The organism is Terrisporobacter hibernicus (assembly GCF_020809405.1).
In the GTDB taxonomy this organism is placed as follows: domain Bacteria; phylum Bacillota; class Clostridia; order Peptostreptococcales; family Peptostreptococcaceae; genus Terrisporobacter; species Terrisporobacter petrolearius.
This window is the reverse complement of sequence record NZ_CP081135.1, coordinates 3,637,156-3,657,330: the sequence shown is the minus strand read 5'-3', so window position 1 is coordinate 3,657,330 and position 20,175 is coordinate 3,637,156. Positions and strand designations below refer to the sequence as shown.

Below are 20,175 nucleotides of genomic sequence, written 5' to 3'. Positions count from 1 at the left end.
TAACTACTAATACTACTGTTATAAGTACAATTGCCATATTAATTCCTCCTTTTTTTAATATTATAATACCCCAATATGAATAATTTATGAATTTAATAGGAATTCTAATTGTTTTTATATTAAAATACTAATTGATTTCTTTTAAAGATAATAATATAATATCATATTTTCCCTTTGCAAACAGTTAAGACTTTGTAACATTCTAGTCTAAATAGTATTATTTCCCATATTTTTATAATTTTTCTTGACATACTTAAATACATTAGTTAGAATTTATAATAATTTAATATAAATAAGCTGTGATTAGGAAGAGTAAATTTTAATCGATTACCAGAGAGGGAAATTCATGGGCTGTAAGATTTCCTTAATTAGAAATATTGAAAACTACCTAGGAGCTTCATTCTGAAGTTATCTTTTGATTTTAGTAAGAATAGACGGTTTACATACGTTATATGTAACAAGTGGATTTTTTAATCAATTTGGGTGGAACCGCGGGAGTATACTCTCGTCCCTTTTTTAGGGACGAGAGTTTTTTTATTACAAAAAAACATAATTTTATGAGGAGGTACAAATATGCACTTTGTAAGTACAAGAGGATGTAGAGAAAAAATAAAGGGATCAAAAGCTATAGTAAATGGACTTTGCTGTGATGGTGGATTATATGTACCAACAGAGTTTCCTAACTTAAAAGATAAACTTAATAAATTTATTAAGCTTACCTATAAGGAACTATGCTTGGAAATTTTAAAATTATTTTTAGATGATTTTACGGAGGAAGAATTAAAGTCATGTATTGATAAGGCTTATAATGATAAATTTGACACAAAATTAATTGCACCGACTAAAAAAATTAATAATTGTTACTTTCTAGAATTGTATCATGGACCAACATGTGCCTTTAAAGATATGGCCTTAACATTAATGCCACATCTTCTACAAGTGTCACTTAAAAAAAATAATATTAAAGAAGAAGTAGTTATTTTAACTGCAACATCAGGTGATACAGGTAAGGCAGCTTTAGAGGGGTTTAAAAACTTGGATCAAATTAAAATAATTGTTTTTTTCCCAGAAGATGGCGTAAGTAATATTCAAAAACTTCAAATGAGAACTCAAGAAGGTAATAATACTTATGTTGTTTCAATAAACGGAAATTTTGATGATGCTCAATCTGAAGTTAAAAATATATTTAGCAATGACGAATTTAATAAATTGTTATTGAAAAATAATTATATACTATCTTCTGCCAACTCTATAAATATTGGTCGATTATTACCTCAGGTTGTTTATTATTTTTATTCTTACTTAAATTTATGTAAAAATAAGCACATTAATCTAGGTGATAAAATAAATTTCGTAGTACCTACAGGTAATTTTGGTAATATATTAGCAGCATATTACGCTAAACTTATGGGATTACCGGTCAATAAACTTATTTGTGCTTCTAATGAAAATAATGTACTGTATGATTTTTTTGATACTGGTAAATACGATAAAAATAGAGTTTTTCATTTAACAACGTCTCCATCTATGGATATATTAATATCTAGCAATTTAGAAAGATTATTATTTGAAGTTGCTAACCGAGATTATAATAAAGTTAATTCCCTAATGAATAACTTGAAAAACAAAGGATTTTATGAAATTGACCATAATATGAAATTAAACTTAAATACGTTTTACGGAGAGTATGCTACACAGTCTGAGGTAAAAGAAAATATTTGTAAAGTTTTCAAAGAAAACAATTATTTAATAGATACACATACATGTGTAGCCTATACTGCCTACGAAAAATACAAAAAAAATGATTTTGAAAATGTAGCTAATGTCATAGTTTCTACTGCAAGTCCTTATAAGTTTAGCAAAGATGTATTAACTTCTTTAGATAAAAATGTTGAAAATCTAGACGAATTTCTTATTTTAGAAAATCTTAGTTTAGAAACTAATACAAATATTCCATTGCCAATAAAAAATTTAAGAACTGCTAAAATTTTACACAATAGAAATTGTGATATATCTGAATTAAAAAAAGAAATTGAAAATATTTTAAAGGTGTAGGTGATAATATGTTAGAAGTAATTGTTCCAGCTACTAGTGCCAATATTGGGCCAGGATACGATTGTCTTGGGGTAGCTTTAAGTTTATATAATAAATTTTATTTCGAAGAAATAGACGAAGGTATTATAATTGAAGAAAAAGAAAAAGAATATATTAATAAAGATAATTTGGTATACAAGTCAATGCAATATTTTTTTGAAAAAGTAAAACCTAATATTGTTCCGAGAGGTATTAAAATTAAAATTGTAGACGAAATACCTATATGTAGAGGCCTAGGAAGTAGTGCCACATGTATTGTAGCAGGTCTTATGGGTGCCAATCACCTTAGTAAGTCAAATTTAAGTAAAGAAGAAATATTAAAGCTAGCAACAGAAATCGAAGGTCATCCTGATAATGTTGCCCCTGCTATATATGGAAATATGATTGTATCATTTATGGAAAGTGAAAAAATATACTATGATACTATTAACGTTCCTAAACACTTACGATTTTGCGCTCTTATACCAGATTTTAAGCTTTCAACAGAAAAAGCTAGGTCTGTACTTCCAAAAGTAATAGAACACAGTGATGGGGTTTTCAATGTATCAAGGGCCACTCTTTTAGTTACAGCATTTATGAATAATAATTTAGAATTACTAAAAGTAGCATGCAATGATAAATTTCATCAAGAATATAGAAGTCCTCTAATAAACGACTACGACAAAATTGTAAGTCATTCAAATAAGTTAAATTGCTTGGGTACTTTTTTAAGTGGTGCAGGTCCCACTATAATGTGTCTAACTTCTGATGATAATAAGAATTTTTTACCTCATATTAAATCATATTTAGAAACTTTAGAAAATAAATGGCAAGTTAAAGATTTGCATTGTGATTTTCAAGGTGTAGTAATAAATATAGTTGAATAATTCATTTTAGTATGTAGTTTAAAGGCCTACACATTTTTGTGTATACCTTTATCAATTAAAAGATATAATTTTTTAAGATTATATCTTTTTTCTATTTAATCAAATTTATTTTGTCAAATATTAAATTTTTATAAAAAGGATTTTATATTTTTTTTAAAAGGTTTATAATATAATATAGTTCTATTATATTTAATTGTATTTTTTTCAAGTATTGATTTATTTCAAAAAAATTATTACTATATAATATAGAAGTTTAATAATAAAGGAGAGTGATGAAAAATGGACAGTATTCCGATACTCTTGTTTCGGACTGTAAAACTTTTTAATCACTTAATAATATCTATTTATGACTAATACCCTTTTTATATATTGGTCTTTTAATAGATATCATTAAGTGCCAATATATAAAACTGAATAAAGGATGTGTTGCCATGATAAGATATTACAAAACAATTGAGACCAAACTAGAAAAACTTAACGACTTTGAAGAAGGTTGTTGGATAAATCTTGTTGAACCAAGTCATGAAGAAATAAGATATATTTCAGATAGATTTGATATAGATATTGATAGTATAAATGCGGCTCTTGATGAAGAGGAACGTTCAAGAATCGATGTGGAGGATAATCATACATTAATATTAATTGATATTCCCATAGATGAGTCTGACTCTGATTCTGCTCACTACTCTACTATTCCTCTTGGGATAATACTAACAGGTAATTCAATAATTACTGTATGTACTGCTCAGAGTAAAATTTTAAATGACTTTATTGCTGGTCATATAAAAGAATTCTATACTTATAAAAAACCCCGTTTTATACTTCAAATTTTGCACAAAAACGCAACTTATTATCTATTATATCTTAGAAGAATTAACAGGATGACAATAACAATAGAACGTGAAATACACAGATCTATGAAAAATAAAGAACTTGTTCAATTATTAGAACTAGAAAAATCTTTAGTATACTTTTCAACATCATTAAAAGCAATCGAACTAGTTTTGAACAAGATGCTTCGTACTTCTACAATAAAAAAGTATTCTGAGGATGAGGATTTATTGGAAGATGTTATTATAGAAAATAGACAGGCCCTTGAAATGGCATCTATTTATGGAGATATTCTTAGTAGAATCATGGATGCTTTTAGTGCTATCGTTAATAATAATCAAAATAATGTAATGCAACTACTAACTGTTGTAACTCTAATTTTATCAATACCTACAATGATTTCAGGATATTTTGGTATGAATGTGGAGGATCTTCCATTTTCTGAGGATCCAAATGGGTTTTGGATCATATTGTTTTTATCAGCAATTATTTGTTTAATATTATCAATACTATTATCAAAAAACAAACTACTATAAACATGCTTTTAATATTGAATTGTAACTTAAATATATAAAAGCATAAAATAATTTATTACTAATACAAAAAGGTGCTTATATAAATTTTTATTTAAGCACCTTTTATTTTTAATATTCTATTTTCATTTCATATTCAATATCTTCAAATTCATTTTCTAGATTCTCATTTACTTCTAAAATATACTGAGGTATATATTCTTCTTCCTCTTCCTCTAAAACCTCTTCAAAGGCTACAACTAGTCTTTTATTTTTGTCTACATCCAGCTCTAAAAGTTCATTATAAATTTTTTCACTATTTCCATGATCACTTTCACTTAACTCTTTAAATATACTTTTACTTTTTTCATAATATAAATAAGCTAACATATATTCACAGTTTTTATCTTCTCTTTTTAAACCTTCCATAAAGTATTTTTCGCTTTCATCAATTTCTCCTAGTTTAAGAGAGAGTTGACCTAAATTATAAATTGACTCAACACATTCCTGCTGTTTAGACTTTTCATACCAATATTTGGCGTTTATGTAATCATTGTAATAATTTTCATAGATTAAACCTAGCATATGTTGAGAATATTTATTATTTTCATTTGCACTTATATCGAACATATTCTTAGCTTCTTCATAATTTCCTTCATTATAATATATTCTTCCTAAATGAATACGGCTGTTTAAGTGATTATTTTCAACAGCAAAAACAAAATATTTTTTAGCCTCTTCATAGTCTTCTAACTCCTCATATATTAATCCTAGAGAATAAGCCGAATAAATATCATTATTTTCAAATGCTTTTTTATACCATACTATAGCTTCATCCACATTATCAATTCTTCTAAAAATATCTCCCAGTTTTATTTGACAAGATATAAGTGTAGAATTTCGTTGATAGTAAGAAATAGCTTTTTCAATATCTCCAATTTGATCATACAAATCACCAATATTTTCTATAGCTATTTTACATCCATCTACTATTGCCTCATCATAGTTTTTTATAGCTTTATCATAATTTTTCTCCTCAAAATACAGTCCAGCCAAATTATTTTTAGCCTCTACCATGTTATTAGAAGCCAAATCATAATACATCTTAGCTCTTTCTATTTCATTTTCTCTATTACATAAGTTAGCTAATCTAAATTTACATAAAGGATTATCATGTTCAATACCTTTTTCGTAGTATTCAATTGCATTGTCTCTTTTGTCTTGTCTATCATATAAGTATCCTAACCTATATTGTGATTTGGGAAATTCACTTTTGCAGCTTTTCAGATAATACCTTTCGCATTCGCTTTCGTCCTTATTAATTTCCATTATTAAGCCCATATTATAACATCCCTTTGCATGAGCTGAACGATATAATTGTTTATACATAGAAATGGCATTCTTTTCATTGTCATTTTTTCTATGTAAAACAGCTAAATTATATTTACAATCATCAGAAAGTAACACTGACCCTTTCTTAAAGTATTCTATAGCTTCTTCTTCTTTTTCCAAACTAAGATATAAAATACCTAAATTGAAGCATGCACTACCTAAATTATCATCTACTGCAATTTTTAACCATTTCTCACTTCTTGAATAATCCCCTAATTTATAGTGAACTACGCCTAAATTATTTTGTGCCTTTACATTTCCTTCCATTGCGACTTTTTCATACCAATATAGTGCATATTCATATCCTTCTAAGTCGTAATACATGTTACCTAAATCATAAGCAGCAGCCTCATGACCATTCTTAAATGCCATAGAAAACCATCTTTCTGCTTCATGGTATTGCTTTTTGTTTAAAAATATTTTCCCTAATGAATATTGTGATTTTACATTTCCTTCCTCTGCTGAAACTTTATATGATTCAATTGCTTCATCTACTTTTCCCATCTTTTCTAAGATAACAGCCTTTTTATGTGCCAACACAGATTCTTTAGGTAAGTCTTTAATTTTTCCAAAAGAAAATTTTGAACTCTTCATCTTTTAACTCCTATTTATCTTAATATAATAATTCCAATAATAGATATTATATTACATTGTGTATACTTCATGAATAATTTTTCCAAATTGTAATAAAGATGTAATTTTATGTTTGCATTATCCATCTATTATATTATTTTTATAATTAGTTTTATTATGCAAGAAATGAAAAACTTGATTAATTAGTAAAAAGAATATATTATATATACATTGACAATATAATATTCTATATTACAGGAGGAATACACATGGATTTAAATTTATTATTAAAAATTTGTCTTTTAGTAGTTGTCATAGGAGTTGGGTTTAAGCTATTAAAAGTTTTCACATCTATAATTTTTAAAGTAGCATTATTTATTTTAGTATGTTTATTGGTTTTTAAATTTTTCAATCTATATTAACTATAAAACCTCTTAAAACTTATTTTATAAATTAAGTCTTAAGAGGTTGATTTAAATAGCTATTATTACATTTCATTAACATTATTTTCATAAATAACTTTGCCAATTATTTTTTCTTCATCTTCAATAAATTTTCCCACTTTAGAATTTATTGCTTTAATAAACATATTTATAAAGTTTAATAAAACGAAGAAAACTACATAAGTAGCAATAAATATTTCCACATTACCTAAAACACTAAATACATGTCCTAAACTTGCATGTCCTGTTGATAGGAAGAATGTTGATAATTTATATGCTGCTAAAGTTGCAATTGCTAAAGGGAATGTAAACGCTGCATAGGAAGGTTTAAAGCCATCTTTAAATAGTTTAACAATATATCCATAAACAACACCTAAAAGTATTAACCCTGTTACAATTAACCATATTAACATATACATATTTGGGTGAGACTCTATTGCTAATATACCAACTATACCTAATGGTGCTGGCGAACAAATAATCCCAACAGTAGGAAGTTTTTTCTCATCTAGTATTTCACTTTTAAATACAATATATAAAACTACTGGCAATAGTATTGTATAGAAAGTAAATCCAAACATTAACATAAAGTGAGCTATAGAAGGTATTATTCCACCCATTCCAACACTGGCAACACTTCCTGTTATCATACCTGTATATATAATAAAACATGTAGGCATTACATTGCTAAAGTTTCTTTCTTTAATTCTTATTATTGTATAGTAAATTGCTATACAGTAATGATATATAGCGGCCCCTAACCATAAGGCAGAACAAAGCTTTGGTGCACTAGTATAGAAATATGCTGATACTAACCAAGTTACCATACCAAATGTAGGATAAAATGTTCCCATCACTGGGTCTCTAAGTTCTTTTAACATTGTTTTAGGAAATTTAATAAACCTAATTAACATTAAAGACAGCATTATCACTGCTAATATTATTGATAATGGTTTTAAATAATTTATATCCTTTATTAACCAACAGTTACTTAGTGTTATAAATGCTAAACAAGTACCACTAATTCCTATGTGTAAATTCTCTAATTTGTTTAAATATTGTTTCATTTAGTCACCTCTGTATATATTTTATTTAAAATTCATATACTTGCCGGCCTTGAGTATGTAAATTATTATACCACCATTATTTTAAAAATAAATAGCATTTTGGAATTTTATGTATTTGACTTTTTCATGGTAATCATAAGAAATATTTATGATTATACTATAATGTCATACAAAAATATTATGATATTATTTTAATAAACTACTGCATTATTCATTTTATTAACGGCCATAATTATAACTTCCTTTTTCACAGTTAATTACTAAGCCATTTCCTGTTGATTTAAATAAAATATTACCGCATTCATCATTTCTATGAACTTCTATATTTTCTTTTTTTAAAGTTTGCATAGTTTCTTTGTTAGGGTGGCCATATTTATTGTTTTTTCCAACAGTTATTACTGCATATTTAGGATTAATTTTCTTTATAAAATTCATGTCAGAACTAGTATTAGAGCCATGATGACCTATTTTAATTAAATCAACTTCTTTTGCATCTATAATCCTTTCAATATCTGCGCCAGCATCCCCCATAAGTAATATTTTGTCATTTCCATTTGTATATTCTAAAACTATTGAATTGTCATTAACATCATTTAAATCTGCTGCTGATAATACCTTAAACTCTGATGTTCCTAAATAAAACTTCGCACCCAATAAAGGCACGCTAGGATATAAATTTTTACTAGACATTGCATTAATAAAGTCCGAATAAGTTTTTGTATTAGCATCACCATTGCTTACATAAACAGTTTCTACAGGTATTGAATTAATTACAGCATCTAATCCTCCTATATGATCAGCATCTGGATGTGTAGCTACAACATATTTTAGTTTTTTAACACCTATATCTTTCAAATAGTTAACAACAGTTTTTTCATCATCATTGTCTCCTCCATCAATAAGGGCTGCTTCTCCTCCTTGTCTAATAAGTATGGAATCTGAATTTCCCGTATTTATAAAATGTAGTTGAGCTTCATAAACATTAGATATTGAATCTTTGCTTTTTTCTTTACTTGATTTTATTTCTTTTTTATTTGTACTTAAGGAAATTCTACTCATTGTCTCTGGTAACAACTGTGACTGCGCTATTGTTTCCTTTAAGACAGGTGTTGAAGTTATGAAAACACACAAAATTATTAAATAGCACATTAAAGTACGTAAAAATATTTTTCTTTTATTTTTATTTTTTATTTTTTTGATAAAAACTTTAAAATTACAAACTAAGGATGGTGTCATCAAAAGAAGTAAATAAAGTGATATATCACTTATATCTTTGGATGTTCCTAAAATAAAAAGCAATGTAATTAAAATATAATATATACTAGCTTTCTTTTTTTTCTTAGAATTATTGCTCCTAAACCCTGCAATATACTTTTTCATATTATTTCTCCCCTTAAATTTTATACTTAAGTATGATTATAACTGAAAACTTTGAGTATTTATGTAAATTTTTGTAAATTTATTATGTTGAAATACCTCTTTAATCTTTTATATTTGTTCTTATTTTCAGAATAAAGTTAATATTACATATTATTTCAAAATATTAGTAAAATTCTATTTTACTTGTTATAATATACCTTATGGAGGGATATACATGAAAAATAATTTTAAAAATATGATTACGGAAGTTTTAGGTATGATTGTAGGATGTGTACTACTAAGTTGTGGTATAAACATATTCTTAGGTCCTCATACTATTGCACCAGGTGGCCTAAGCGGTCTATCTGTAGTTTTAAGTAAAGTTAGTGGTTTATCTGTATCGACAATAATGTTAATCTTAGGTGTACCACTAGTAGTTTTTTCAATTAAGATTTTAGGGAAAAGGGATTCATTAAAAACTTTATTTGGGATGTTACTACTATCTGGATGTTTAGAATTAACATCTTCATTTTCTCAAATTTCAGTAACAAACGATGTTTTATTATCAGCAATTACAGGAGCTATATTTAACGGTCTTGGACTTGGAATTATATTTAGTGTTGATGGTTCCACTGGTGGAACAGATTTAATAGCCTTAATGATTAACAAAGCAATACCAAGCATTCCAATATCAAAATGCCTAGTATTTCTAGACGGACTTGTTGTACTATCATCTGGTATAGTTAATAAAAACATAGAGACAGCTTTATATTCTGCAATTAGCTTATATGTTATAGTAAAAATGGTAGACTTTATTGTTGCAGGATTTAATTATTCTAAGAGCTTTATGATAATAACAAATGAAGAAGAAGCTCTAAAAAATGCTATTGTAAATGAGATGAATAGGGGTATAACAATTCTTGATGGAAAAGGTGGTTATACTGATAGTAATAAAAGTGTATTAATAGTTGTTGTAAATAAAAATCAAGAGATTCACCTAAAAAAATTAATTAAAAAAGTTGACAAAAACGCCTTTATTATAGTTAGTGATGTCCACGAAGTGTTTGGAGAAGGATTCTCACCTATAAGTGCATAAATTTATACAAATACAAGACTTGTAATTTCTTTACAATATATTATAATTATATTTACTTTATAAAAAAGAGGTATAAATTAATGAGTATAAAAATAGCCGCAATATGTGATAGTGAATTAAGTGGAGAACTTCTTAAAGAAGCTGGAACTAAACTTGGAATAATTGTAAATTATGAAATACAAAGGGAAAAAGGTATAATAAATAAATTGCCTGACAATATTATACAAAATTCAAATATAATATTATTTGTAACTGAAAAAGAAGTGGAACAAATTGAAGAAATAGAAAGGTTCATAGATAGGGAGTACTATGAGGTGTTGCCTCAATTTGTTATAAAAAATCCTGATAATGTAATTTCGGAAATAACCTTAGACTTAAATTAAAAGAGAGAGAGAATAAATTCTCTCTCTCTTTTAATTTATTTTATTTAGATCAATATACGCCTCAATTTGAGGAATATAAATCATACTCTCCTTTAAATGAGTATTACCAAATTCTTTTAACTCATTGCCCTCTTTATCTTTAGTGATTTTATATTTTACAACTTCACTATTGTCATTTATTTCAGCATGAAAATACATTCCTTCATATTGTTTAAATTTAAAATCAAAATTTTCTCTAGTGAGTTTAATACTAATATTGCTCATATTTACCATCCTTATTAACCTATTCTAATATCTGTTAAAAACATTTCTAAAAGTTCAATACCATAAGAAGATAAAGGATAATTGCCTTCACAAATGCACCAATCATATAAAACTGCTCTTTCTTGCATAGCATAAATTTTAGCTAATTCCCAAAATGATTTATCATTTTTTATTTGATTTCTACTTTGACCTTCACTTATTATCTGTTGTAAAACTTTATAATATACTCTTTGCTGATCGAGTAAATGCCTTTTGCCTTTTTTAACAATTTGTGATGAATATAAAATAGACAATAATTCAACAGGTACACTTTCTTCTATAAAACGAAATAAATGCCTACTCGTTGCTATAAGCTTATCAAAGCTATTCATATCCTCATCTAATGTATTCATTATTTTTGTGTATTCTTCGTCAAATATATCTGATAATGTATTCAATAAATCATCCTTTGCACTAAAGTAATGATAGAAATTTCCTTTTGATATGCCACATTCATTTATTATTTGATCCACTGTTGTTGCTTCATATCCCTGTTCATAAAATAATTTCCATGCAACAGAAGATATTCTATTTTTTGTTGAGTTTAATTGATCCATTTACTTTCCCCTTTATAACTTATTACTAAAACATACATCCTTTTTCAAGTTCATTATAACATAAAGAAATGACCTATTTCTAGGTCATTTCAATATATCTATATTTTATCATTCCACAGTTTAACTCTTTTATCTATATCTGTTGCTGACAATATTCCTGAAACAAGAGCATACCCATCTGGGTTAAATGTTCTTAGCTTGTGTACATTTTCCAAACTTATTCCTCCGATTAAAACAAATGGCAGATTAACTTCTTTTATTATTTCATTTAAAGTATTAAAAGAAACTTGCTTCGCATCTAGTTTTGTGTTTGTTGAAAACATAGAACCAATGCCCAAATAGTCAGCGCCATCCTTTTTAGCTTGTATAGCCTCTTCAACAGTCCTAGCTGACACTCCTATAATTTTATCTTCACCTATTAATCTTCTTACTGACACAGCGTCAATATCACTTTGACCAACATGAACTCCATCAGCATCAACTAGCAATGCTATATCTATTCTATCATTAATTATAAACGAAACATTATATTTTTTAGTAAGTTCTCTAAGTTTCCTTGCTTTTTTTAAAAACTCCTTACCATCAGCATCTTTTTCTCTAAGTTGCACCATAGTAACTCCAGCTTTAATAGCATCTTCTATGCATTTATAAAAATCTCGTCCTTTTAATAAATCTGAATCTGTTACTAAATATAATTTAAGTGATTTTTTTAACTTATTCTTATCAATCATAATAGTCTCCTTAACTTGCCTTATTTAGTGTAGTTATATTAGCCATTTTCATAATCTTTCCTATAGGAATTATTGTTATAACTACTGAACTTAAAAATGCTTCTATTCCTTCTCCTGTTAAATTGTATATTAAAGAATACACTAATGGACTCTGTCCAACAGGCGCATATTCATAAAAGTACACACACCCAGATATTACATGAACGGTAACTTTCAGCCCTACTGCTATTATACATCCTAAAAATATCTTACTTCTCTTTTGTGAACCACATATTCCACTTAGACCTAATAGCATTGTTGGTAGTATATAGTCTAATAAAAATTGAGCAGGGTGAACTATAAATAACTGTCCACCTATTAAAGTTATCAGGCCTGACACTAAACCACAAGTCATACCTATTGTAGGTCCATATAAAACACCAACTAAAAGTATTGGTAAGGATGCCAGTAAATTGAATCCTCCACCTTGAGGATATTGAACAAATTGTATTTTTGATAAAACAAAATGAACACCTGCAAATAAAGCTATCATCACCATTGTTTTTGTATTTAGTTTAAAGTCCTTAAGCTTAAAAATATAATAAATTATAGGTATTAAACATAAACCTAGTATAAATGTATTTAACATTATTTTATCTCCTTATAAGCCATCTGCCAAAATTCCATTTCATATAAACTTCCCTTTATAAAAATCTCTTTTAGCTTTTCTTTTTTATTATCATCTATATTTACACAAAGTTCATTTGCCAAATCTATATTTTCCTTGGCGCACATTCTATATTCTTCACAAGAATATGAGTCAATCCATGCAGCATAATAATTATTTTCTAAATTATCCTTATATATTTCTTTCATTTCTTTAGCTATATAATAATAACTCCAGGCACATGGAAGTACTGCTATTATTAAATCCTGAATATCTCCTGTTAATGCTACACTTTTCATAAAATTAGTATAGTTTTCATTTTCCAATTTAAGCTTATGTCTTTGAAGTGTTTTAATATCTTCACCTAGCTCTTTTAAATAAGCTATATGTGTCGCACTTTCATCTTCCATAATTCCATTTACACTATCTTTGAAAAACTTCATATGATTAACGTCATCGCTTTTTATAAGCCCCATGGCATAAACCTTTGCATAATCCAAAAGATATAAATAGTCTTGTACTAGATAATTTCTAAACTTTTCCTTATCTAAAGTCCCTTTTCCCATTTCTACTATAAAAGGATGTTTTAAATATTCATCCCATATTTTCTTACTTTCATTAAATAAATAATCTGTTAATAACATAGTTTTTCCCCCTTTTGCTATAATGAGCAATTAAGTTGTGATATCTCAATTTTTCCATATTCATTGCAAGTATCTTCATTCAATACAAATATTTCATCAAATAGTTTTGTTTTAAAACTTCCTATTGATGGATTTTCTCTATTAGCTAATTCTCCACAAAGAGACATAACTAAAGTTCCCATTACAGCTGCATCTATTTTATCTTTTGTACATGGTAAGAAACTTCCTATTAAAGATGTGCTCATACACCCTGTACCTGTTATAAATTTAAGTTTTGGTGTACCATTACTTATTTTATAAATCTTATCTCCATCACTAACTACGTCAGTTTTTCCTGATGCAACAACAACACACTCAAGTTTTTTAGCCACTTCTTTAACAATAAATGATGGGTCACTTCCATCATCAAAAGAATCTACACCTTTACCTTTAACATCTAGTCCACCTATAAACTGAATTTCAGATATATTTCCTCTTATTACATCAAATTTAACATCATTTAATAATCTATTAGTTAAATCTGTTCTTGCCTTTGTAGCAAATACACCAACAGGGTCTAATATAACTGGTTTATTATACTTATTAGCAGTCTTTCCAGCTAATACATATAACTCCAATGACTCACTATTCATTGTTCCTATATTAATAACTACACTACTAGCAACTCTAACTATGTCATCAACTTCTTCATAAGAAAAACTCATTAGTGGACTTGCCCCTATAGCTAGTGTTGTATTAGCACAATCTGTTATAGTAACATTATTTGTGTAATGTAATACAAGTGGATTTATTTCCTTAACTTTTTTTAATAATTTGTACATAACATATCCCCCCTATGTTTAATCAAATTTGTAAAAATGATGCACTGGTCCTACACCTTCACCTATATCAAAGCTATATCTAATAGCCTCTGTAATATATTCTTTGCTAAGTTTTACTGATTCTTTAATGTCATATCCTAAAGCTAAATGAGATGTAATGGCAGAAGATATAGTACAACCTGTTCCATGTGTATTTTTTCTATTTATTCTCTCACATTTGAAAACTTCAAAAGTATCTTCGCCCATTAACACATCTACACAGTCTCCATCTAAATGGCCACCCTTCATAAGTACAAATTTAGGTCCTAGTTCAAGAATTACTTTACCTGCTTTTTTCATATCTTCCACTGTTTCAATTTTTATATTACTTATTTCTTCAGCTTCAGGAACATTTGGTGTCACTATGTATGCCTTAGGTATAAGATATTTAATTAAATTATCTTTAGCTTCTGGTCTAAGTAGTGAATATCCACTCTTAGAAATCATAACTGGATCCACAACTAAATATTTACAAGGATAATTTTCCAATGACTCAACAATATCTTTAATTATCTCTGGAGAAGATACCATTCCTACTTTTATTGCTTTTGGTGGTATATCTTCACATACAGCTTTTATTTGTTCCTTAATTATTTTTGAACTAAGTTCTTCCACATAGAAAACCCCTTTTGTATTTTGAGCTGTAATTGCTGTAATCACACTCATACCATAGGTACCTAGAGCAGAAAACGTTTTTAAGTCAGCTTGTATTCCTGCTCCTCCAGATGAGTCTGATCCTGCAATTGTTAAAGTTGGTATTTTGTAATTTTTCATATCTTTACTCCCTTTTTTTTATAAAAATCATATAGTTTTTGAACATAAAAAAATGCTACACCCGTAGGCATAGCATAATATAAACAAATTCAAAACCCTTGTATGGTTATAAAATTCATAGTGCTTTCCTACGCTGGCATTATCCAGATCAGGTACAAGGGTTGGTATAAACCTCTCAGCCAATGGCGCCCCTAGCAATTTATTTACTTTCAACTTCATTATAATACTTTTGTAAAAATTGTCAACTTTTATTTATTACTCCAATTCTTATTTGAAATTTATCTTTAACTTCATCTATAAATAATTTTGGATTATTTATTATCCATAATTTTTTAGATCTACTTTGTTTTTTAATATAGTATTCTAATTTCATAGCTTGACTTTTATTATCACTTTCAAAGAATATTTCTAATCTATCAAAACCTTTTGCTTTAGTGTATTTAGAATTAATACCTAACTTATGTTCTTCCATACGCCTTATTATATCTGTAGTATAACCTGTGTATAGAGTATTGTTTTTGCATCTAATTATATATGTATAACACATGAATATCCCCCAATAATTTTATATTTTTAATTATAGCTTTAGTAAACAAAATTTTCAAATTAAAAAGAGTTATCAAAAATTTGATAACTCTTAAATAAGTACTATTCAACTTTTATTGCATCTACTGGACAGCTTCCTTCTGCATCTTTAGCATCATCTTCAGATCCTGATGGAACAGTATCAACTATTACATGAGATAAACCATCATCACCCATTTCAAATACTTCTGGACATACAGATGGACAAACACCACATCCTATACATAAGTCTTTATCTACATATGCTTTCATATTTTACCTCCAAATATAAATTTCAATATCGTATATATTATTATCAGTTCATAATAAAATAATACATTAGACTATATATATTTTTAGTAGGTTTTATCTAAAACATAATTAATTATTGGTGTTATAGTTTGCTTATTGCTTCTATCAATACTCATATATTTTTCTAAATTTATCATTTCAAAAGATTGATTTTTATTTATACTTTTTTTTAATTTTACTTTATCTATTCTACTTAAATCATTAAGATTAATACACCCTTGCAAGAAAAAGAATTTTATTTTTTTTTTAATTTCTTCATCCTCAAAATTGTATTCAACTACATCTTCTCTACTTTGTAAATTCATACTAACACAAAATAGAACTATGTTTTTATTTTTTATAATATTGTATTTTTCTTCTAAATAATCTCTTAAATATATTTTAGAATTATATATGGGGCTACCAAATATAATTGTTTTGTATTTTAACAAATCCCATCTTCCAACATCTGATATTTCATACAAGTCTGCATTTAGTTTTATAGCTAACCATCCAGCATATTTCATAGTAGATCCATATTTAGTTTTATACACAATAGCTATTTTTTTATCATAAGGCACAATAATCCCTCCATATTTTTATATATTAAAAATACGGAGGGATTATGAGTTTTTTAATGAATTATAAAAACATTTTTTCTCCTAAAATTGAAAATGACTGTAATGCCAAATATGCTCTAATATCTAAAGAAGTTTGATTATTTTTAATTATTTCTTTTGCTTCTTCTTTTGAAACTAATACAGCTTCAATATCTTCATCATCTTCTAAATACTCACTACTTATCTCACCTTCACATATGCAATAAACAAAGGCTGCAGATTCATCTGTCATTCCTGGTGATAAATATACTTGATTACAACTAAGATCTTTTTTTATTTCAATTACATCTAAGCCTGTCTCTTCCTTTAATTCTCTTATTACAGCACTTTCAAAATTTTCATCATCACTATCTACAAGTCCTGCAGGCAACTCATAAATATGTTTATTTATTGGAACTCTAAATTCTTTTATTACAACTAACTTTTCACTTTCTTTGTGATATGCACATATTATTACTGCATCTACTTTATCTTTTTCATTTTTAAGGTAAATGCCTTCTAATACCTCTTTTTTCTTTCTTGATGCAACCGTCCAGTTTTTCTCTTTGTTATTTTTATTTAAATATTTAACATTGTATAAACTTATAAATTTTGTTTCTACTAATGATGTAATATTTTTTATTCTGCTCATATTTACCTCCTAATAAATCAAATTTTATTTACTTTCTTTTATCTTTTTATTTCAATAATATTCTTTTACTATTTTAATATTGTCATTTAATAATCTATTTATTTCTTTCTATTATTAACCTATTTAAATTATCAACATTTTGTACAGATAGTGGTAGCTCTAAGTTACTCTTTTCCATAAGTTCTTTATTTAATAAAATATCTTTTGTATACCCACTCTCCACTATTGTACCTTCTTTTAATACTATTGTTTTATTGCAAGTATCCAAAATCATATCTAAGTCATGACTTGCAATTATTTTTGTATATTCAAAGTTATTTAGTATATTTATTAACCTTCTTCTAGCTTTAGGATCAAGAGCTGCTGTAGGCTCATCCATTATTAATATTGATGGTTCCATAGCTACTGCTGTTGCAATTGCAGCCAAATTCTGTTGACCACCAGAGAGCCTATAAGGAGGCCTATTTTTTAAATGTTCTATGCCTACCTTCTTTAATGCACTTATTGTTTTATTTTCTACCTCTTCTTTATTTAGTCCATAATTTTTAGGACCAAATGCCACATCTTCGTATATACTTGTTGTGAATAATTGATTTTCCGGATTTTGAAAAACAAATCCTAATAATCTTCTTATTTTCCCTAAATTTTCTTTTGTCATAGGCATTCCTTCTATACTTATACTACCTTGTGATGGCATTAAAATCCCACAAAGTTGTAACAATAAGGTTGACTTTCCTGCACCATTAGAACCTACTATACCTAGAGAGTCTCCTTTATCTAATCTAATATTAATATTGTTTAAAGCTTGAAATTTATCTGGATAAATAAAGCATAAATTCTCAATTATTAAACTAGTGTCATTCATTATATTCCCCCCATTACTAATGAACCTAAAAATAATGGTATATTTATATATTTAACAACAATAAAAAATACAAGCCAAAAAATAATATAAATAAAATCATTTTTTTTAAATCTTTCATTTTCCAAAGATATGTATTCTCCTGAAAACCCTCTAAGTATCATTGCATTATAAACTACTTCTGCTCTGTCAAAACTTCTAAGTAGAACTTGGCCTAGAAGAGAACCACAAAATTTTAAATTTACGCCTTTTTCATTTGGCGCTCTTAACATATAAGCATTATAAACTTCTCCAACACTTTCTATCAGCACGAAAATATATCTATAAGTAAAAACTATTTGATTAGTAAATATTTTAGGTACTTTTAAAAATCTCAGTCCTCTTGATAAACCCTCAATGCCTGTAGATGATATTAACAAAATACCACTAGATATTGTTAATAGGCCTTTAAGGATTAAGCTTGTAAAAGATATCATTCCTAAAGTTATTGGAATTATTCCCATATAACTTATAATTGTCCTTTCAAATATAAGATTAAATATACCTATGCCTAATAAAAGAGGTAATCCAATTAATGATATTTTCCATATACTCTTAAATGGTATATTACCTAAATACACAGTAACCACTATAAATAATAGTAATGGTAATAATCCTATTATCTCATACTTATCAAAGGAAATTACTGTTATTATGTATAATATTGTGGCTAGTATTTTTACAACTGGATTCAAGTTATGAATTATGCTTTTCTTATTTGATATATCATCTACACGTTTTAAATTGTAAATTGATTGAATAAAATTAATTTGCATATTAACATCCCCTATTTATAAATAGTTTAATTTAATTATACTATAACCACTACATTTTTTAACAATTACTACCAATTTATTTATTTCAAATAAATCCTTTAATTCATTTTTTCTTTTTATAGTGAATATATTGTCATAAATATTTAATAATATTACTATATATACATTTTATTACTTAAAAGGAGTGAAAATAATGGATAATAATAATTCATATAATAATTTTTTACAAAAACCTGTTGAAGTAAATACTTATTTAAGCTCAGTTCCTATAGTTGGAGAAATAGTTGATTCTGACGATAATTCAATTACTATAGCTCCAACTTTATCAAACTCAGGTTCTGACTATCACAAAAGTAATTATGACAAGGAAAATACTTATTATTTACCTAATAACTCAATTATTTCACTTAAAGAAATTTAAAGAATCGCTGCATAATAAAATCGTCAAACATTATTTAATCACACTATGTTTGACGATTATTTCTTAAGCACATATGATTTTTTATTATATTGCTTATTTAAATTCTTCTAATCTCATACGATATGCATTTATTGCTACTTCTCCTAATTTATCAAGTAACTTTCCATTAACATAAAAGCCAACAGCTGCACCTATTACTGGCACTAATTGAAGCAACTTAGCCAAATCTAAGTAATCTCTATATTCTTGTTGAAATGATTCCCAATCAAAATCATTAATATTACCTGGTAAATGATTTGAATACTCATCCCAACTTTCCATTTTATTAAAAACATCTTTACTATAACCTTGAGAAGAAAAAGCCAGCTGAATAATATTAAGTATATATAATCTTTCTTTGTAATCCCTCACATCAAATCCATAAATTGCAGCAATATCATATAATAATTTTACCTTTATACTAAGAAGTAATGGAAAATCAGTCAATCCTAATACAAACCCACCTGCCCCTGTAGCAAAACCTTCCGCCATAGCAGTCTTTTTATAAAAATCTATTTTGCTTTTAACAATTTTTTCTCTTTCTTCTATTGAAATATAATTAAGAGGCTCTTTAGTAATATACTTATATCCAAACAATACTGTTTTTACCATAGTTTTAACTGCATTAGTTAATATTTCATGATATTTTCGAGGCAACATGCTATTAAATTTCTTTTGTGTTTTTGATGTTATCTTATTTATTAAGGATACTTTCTTTTTCATTTCTCTTTTCCATAATTTATGTTGGACTTTTGCATCAATCATATAATCATCCATATAAACCTCCTTATTTAAAGCATA

General features: G+C 27.0%; 24 protein-coding genes, 1 riboswitch and 1 other annotated feature. Of the genes, 7 read left to right on the top strand and 17 right to left on the bottom strand.

The window, feature by feature from the left end:
* Window positions 1-290: 290 nt before the first annotated feature.
* Window positions 291-516: a binding site (T-box leader), on the top strand.
* A 57-nt stretch (window positions 517-573) separates the two neighbouring features.
* The 3 genes from thrC to JW646_RS17810 all read left to right on the top strand — a co-directional run bounded on the left by thrC (window position 574) and on the right by JW646_RS17810 (window position 4,327).
* Window positions 574-2,055 carry a threonine synthase gene (thrC, locus tag JW646_RS17820; protein WP_228415866.1) on the top strand — a complete coding sequence of 494 codons (1,482 nt, stop codon included), beginning with the start codon at window positions 574-576 and terminating at the stop codon, window positions 2,053-2,055.
* Window positions 2,056-2,063: 8 nt separating this feature from the next.
* Window positions 2,064-2,960: a homoserine kinase gene (gene thrB, locus JW646_RS17815; RefSeq protein WP_074916413.1), complete on the top strand. Its 897-nt coding sequence runs from the start codon at window positions 2,064-2,066 to the stop codon at window positions 2,958-2,960.
* Between the two features lie 431 nt (window positions 2,961-3,391).
* The gene (locus JW646_RS17810) at window positions 3,392-4,327 is read left to right on the top strand and encodes a magnesium transporter CorA family protein (protein WP_074916411.1); all 936 of its coding nucleotides are present in this window, start codon (window positions 3,392-3,394) and stop codon (window positions 4,325-4,327) included.
* Window positions 4,328-4,435: 108 nt separating this feature from the next.
* On the opposite strand, the gene JW646_RS17805 is transcribed toward JW646_RS17810, so the two are convergent.
* The gene (locus JW646_RS17805; protein ID WP_228415865.1) at window positions 4,436-6,289 is read right to left on the bottom strand and encodes an SEL1-like repeat protein; all 1,854 of its coding nucleotides are present in this window, start codon (window positions 6,287-6,289) and stop codon (window positions 4,436-4,438) included.
* Window positions 6,290-6,537: 248 nt separating this feature from the next.
* Between JW646_RS17805 and JW646_RS17800 the strand changes: the two genes are divergently transcribed.
* On the top strand, window positions 6,538-6,690 hold the full coding sequence (locus JW646_RS17800) for a hypothetical protein (RefSeq protein WP_175487630.1): 153 nt from the start codon (window positions 6,538-6,540) through the stop codon (window positions 6,688-6,690).
* 65 nt (window positions 6,691-6,755) lie between these two features.
* Here JW646_RS17800 and JW646_RS17795 read toward each other — a convergent pair whose 3' ends face one another.
* Window positions 6,756-7,778, bottom strand: coding sequence for a TDT family transporter (locus JW646_RS17795; protein WP_228415864.1), 1,023 nt, complete (start codon window positions 7,776-7,778; stop codon window positions 6,756-6,758).
* A gap of 219 nt (window positions 7,779-7,997) precedes the next feature.
* Window positions 7,998-9,158: a ComEC/Rec2 family competence protein gene (locus JW646_RS17790; RefSeq protein ID WP_228415863.1), complete on the bottom strand. Its 1,161-nt coding sequence runs from the start codon at window positions 9,156-9,158 to the stop codon at window positions 7,998-8,000.
* Window positions 9,159-9,372: 214 nt separating this feature from the next.
* On the opposite strand from JW646_RS17790, the gene JW646_RS17785 reads away from it, so the two are divergent.
* Window positions 9,373-10,233: a YitT family protein gene (locus JW646_RS17785; protein WP_074916403.1), complete on the top strand. Its 861-nt coding sequence runs from the start codon at window positions 9,373-9,375 to the stop codon at window positions 10,231-10,233.
* Window positions 10,234-10,313: 80 nt separating this feature from the next.
* The gene (locus JW646_RS17780) at window positions 10,314-10,616 is read left to right on the top strand and encodes a hypothetical protein (protein WP_074916401.1); all 303 of its coding nucleotides are present in this window, start codon (window positions 10,314-10,316) and stop codon (window positions 10,614-10,616) included.
* 30 nt (window positions 10,617-10,646) lie between these two features.
* Here JW646_RS17780 and JW646_RS17775 read toward each other — a convergent pair whose 3' ends face one another.
* The 13 genes from JW646_RS17775 to cbiQ all read right to left on the bottom strand — a co-directional run bounded on the left by JW646_RS17775 (window position 10,647) and on the right by cbiQ (window position 18,914).
* Entirely contained in the window at window positions 10,647-10,880 is a 234-nt protein-coding gene (locus tag JW646_RS17775) for a hypothetical protein (RefSeq protein WP_083399280.1), read from the bottom strand.
* A 14-nt stretch (window positions 10,881-10,894) separates the two neighbouring features.
* Window positions 10,895-11,476 carry a TetR/AcrR family transcriptional regulator gene (locus tag JW646_RS17770; protein WP_148556685.1) on the bottom strand — a complete coding sequence of 194 codons (582 nt, stop codon included), beginning with the start codon at window positions 11,474-11,476 and terminating at the stop codon, window positions 10,895-10,897.
* A gap of 98 nt (window positions 11,477-11,574) precedes the next feature.
* Entirely contained in the window at window positions 11,575-12,207 is a 633-nt protein-coding gene (thiE, locus tag JW646_RS17765) for a thiamine phosphate synthase (RefSeq protein WP_228415862.1), read from the bottom strand.
* Between the two features lie 10 nt (window positions 12,208-12,217).
* Window positions 12,218-12,835: an energy-coupled thiamine transporter ThiT gene (gene thiT, locus JW646_RS17760; protein WP_148556683.1), complete on the bottom strand. Its 618-nt coding sequence runs from the start codon at window positions 12,833-12,835 to the stop codon at window positions 12,218-12,220.
* A complete protein-coding gene (tenA, locus tag JW646_RS17755) occupies window positions 12,835-13,497 on the bottom strand; it encodes a thiaminase II (RefSeq protein WP_074916393.1) in 663 nt (220 codons plus the stop codon). The genes thiT and tenA overlap by 1 nt, the downstream gene beginning before the upstream one ends.
* 17 nt (window positions 13,498-13,514) lie before the next feature.
* Window positions 13,515-14,318 (bottom strand): hydroxyethylthiazole kinase, encoded by an 804-nt coding sequence (gene thiM / locus JW646_RS17750; RefSeq protein ID WP_228415861.1) that lies wholly within the window; start codon window positions 14,316-14,318, stop codon window positions 13,515-13,517.
* An 18-nt stretch (window positions 14,319-14,336) separates the two neighbouring features.
* On the bottom strand, window positions 14,337-15,131 hold the full coding sequence (gene thiD / locus JW646_RS17745; protein WP_074916390.1) for a bifunctional hydroxymethylpyrimidine kinase/phosphomethylpyrimidine kinase: 795 nt from the start codon (window positions 15,129-15,131) through the stop codon (window positions 14,337-14,339).
* A gap of 108 nt (window positions 15,132-15,239) precedes the next feature.
* A riboswitch (TPP riboswitch) is annotated at window positions 15,240-15,334 on the bottom strand.
* A 38-nt stretch (window positions 15,335-15,372) separates the two neighbouring features.
* Window positions 15,373-15,678, bottom strand: coding sequence for a GIY-YIG nuclease family protein (locus tag JW646_RS17740; RefSeq protein WP_074916388.1), 306 nt, complete (start codon window positions 15,676-15,678; stop codon window positions 15,373-15,375).
* Between the two features lie 101 nt (window positions 15,679-15,779).
* Window positions 15,780-15,968, bottom strand: a complete 189-nt coding sequence (locus JW646_RS17735) for a ferredoxin (protein WP_148556680.1) — start codon at window positions 15,966-15,968, stop codon at window positions 15,780-15,782.
* Window positions 15,969-16,051: 83 nt separating this feature from the next.
* Window positions 16,052-16,567, bottom strand: a complete 516-nt coding sequence (locus tag JW646_RS17730; protein WP_228415860.1) for a flavodoxin family protein — start codon at window positions 16,565-16,567, stop codon at window positions 16,052-16,054.
* A 61-nt stretch (window positions 16,568-16,628) separates the two neighbouring features.
* Window positions 16,629-17,237: an NUDIX hydrolase gene (locus tag JW646_RS17725; RefSeq protein ID WP_228415859.1), complete on the bottom strand. Its 609-nt coding sequence runs from the start codon at window positions 17,235-17,237 to the stop codon at window positions 16,629-16,631.
* A 94-nt stretch (window positions 17,238-17,331) separates the two neighbouring features.
* Window positions 17,332-18,102, bottom strand: coding sequence for an energy-coupling factor ABC transporter ATP-binding protein (locus tag JW646_RS17720; RefSeq protein ID WP_228415858.1), 771 nt, complete (start codon window positions 18,100-18,102; stop codon window positions 17,332-17,334).
* Window positions 18,102-18,914 carry a cobalt ECF transporter T component CbiQ gene (gene cbiQ / locus JW646_RS17715; RefSeq protein WP_074916377.1) on the bottom strand — a complete coding sequence of 271 codons (813 nt, stop codon included), beginning with the start codon at window positions 18,912-18,914 and terminating at the stop codon, window positions 18,102-18,104. The genes JW646_RS17720 and cbiQ overlap by 1 nt, the downstream gene beginning before the upstream one ends.
* A gap of 193 nt (window positions 18,915-19,107) precedes the next feature.
* On the opposite strand from cbiQ, the gene JW646_RS17710 reads away from it, so the two are divergent.
* Window positions 19,108-19,335, top strand: coding sequence for a hypothetical protein (locus JW646_RS17710; RefSeq protein WP_018591093.1), 228 nt, complete (start codon window positions 19,108-19,110; stop codon window positions 19,333-19,335).
* Between the two features lie 93 nt (window positions 19,336-19,428).
* Here the strand turns inward: JW646_RS17710 and JW646_RS17705 are convergent, their stop codons facing one another.
* Window positions 19,429-20,151, bottom strand: a complete 723-nt coding sequence (locus JW646_RS17705) for an EcsC family protein (RefSeq protein ID WP_074916376.1) — start codon at window positions 20,149-20,151, stop codon at window positions 19,429-19,431.
* Window positions 20,152-20,175: the final 24 nt, after the last annotated feature.

Bases quoted from the DNA above. Each gene is read 5' to 3' on its own strand.
- thrB (WP_074916413.1), top strand. From the start codon at position 2,064: ATGTTAGAAGTAATTGTTCCAGCTACTAGTGCCAATATTGGGCCAGGA.
- JW646_RS17780 (WP_074916401.1), top strand. From the start codon at position 10,314: ATGAGTATAAAAATAGCCGCAATATGTGATAGTGAATTAAGTGGAGAA.
- JW646_RS17800 (WP_175487630.1), top strand. From the start codon at position 6,538: ATGGATTTAAATTTATTATTAAAAATTTGTCTTTTAGTAGTTGTCATA.
- JW646_RS17705 (WP_074916376.1), bottom strand. From the start codon at position 20,151: ATGGATGATTATATGATTGATGCAAAAGTCCAACATAAATTATGGAAA.
- JW646_RS17775 (WP_083399280.1), bottom strand. From the start codon at position 10,880: ATGAGCAATATTAGTATTAAACTCACTAGAGAAAATTTTGATTTTAAA.
- thiT (WP_148556683.1), bottom strand. From the start codon at position 12,835: ATGTTAAATACATTTATACTAGGTTTATGTTTAATACCTATAATTTAT.
- tenA (WP_074916393.1), bottom strand. From the start codon at position 13,497: ATGTTATTAACAGATTATTTATTTAATGAAAGTAAGAAAATATGGGAT.
- JW646_RS17770 (WP_148556685.1), bottom strand. From the start codon at position 11,476: ATGGATCAATTAAACTCAACAAAAAATAGAATATCTTCTGTTGCATGG.
- thiD (WP_074916390.1), bottom strand. From the start codon at position 15,131: ATGAAAAATTACAAAATACCAACTTTAACAATTGCAGGATCAGACTCA.
- JW646_RS17795 (WP_228415864.1), bottom strand. From the start codon at position 7,778: ATGAAACAATATTTAAACAAATTAGAGAATTTACACATAGGAATTAGT.
- JW646_RS17720 (WP_228415858.1), bottom strand. From the start codon at position 18,102: ATGAATGACACTAGTTTAATAATTGAGAATTTATGCTTTATTTATCCA.
- JW646_RS17710 (WP_018591093.1), top strand. From the start codon at position 19,108: ATGGATAATAATAATTCATATAATAATTTTTTACAAAAACCTGTTGAA.
- JW646_RS17725 (WP_228415859.1), bottom strand. From the start codon at position 17,237: ATGAGCAGAATAAAAAATATTACATCATTAGTAGAAACAAAATTTATA.
- JW646_RS17805 (WP_228415865.1), bottom strand. From the start codon at position 6,289: ATGAAGAGTTCAAAATTTTCTTTTGGAAAAATTAAAGACTTACCTAAA.
- JW646_RS17785 (WP_074916403.1), top strand. From the start codon at position 9,373: ATGAAAAATAATTTTAAAAATATGATTACGGAAGTTTTAGGTATGATT.
- cbiQ (WP_074916377.1), bottom strand. From the start codon at position 18,914: ATGCAAATTAATTTTATTCAATCAATTTACAATTTAAAACGTGTAGAT.
- thrC (WP_228415866.1), top strand. From the start codon at position 574: ATGCACTTTGTAAGTACAAGAGGATGTAGAGAAAAAATAAAGGGATCA.
- JW646_RS17740 (WP_074916388.1), bottom strand. From the start codon at position 15,678: ATGTGTTATACATATATAATTAGATGCAAAAACAATACTCTATACACA.
- JW646_RS17810 (WP_074916411.1), top strand. From the start codon at position 3,392: ATGATAAGATATTACAAAACAATTGAGACCAAACTAGAAAAACTTAAC.
- thiM (WP_228415861.1), bottom strand. From the start codon at position 14,318: ATGTACAAATTATTAAAAAAAGTTAAGGAAATAAATCCACTTGTATTA.
- JW646_RS17735 (WP_148556680.1), bottom strand. From the start codon at position 15,968: ATGAAAGCATATGTAGATAAAGACTTATGTATAGGATGTGGTGTTTGT.
- JW646_RS17790 (WP_228415863.1), bottom strand. From the start codon at position 9,158: ATGAAAAAGTATATTGCAGGGTTTAGGAGCAATAATTCTAAGAAAAAA.
- thiE (WP_228415862.1), bottom strand. From the start codon at position 12,207: ATGATTGATAAGAATAAGTTAAAAAAATCACTTAAATTATATTTAGTA.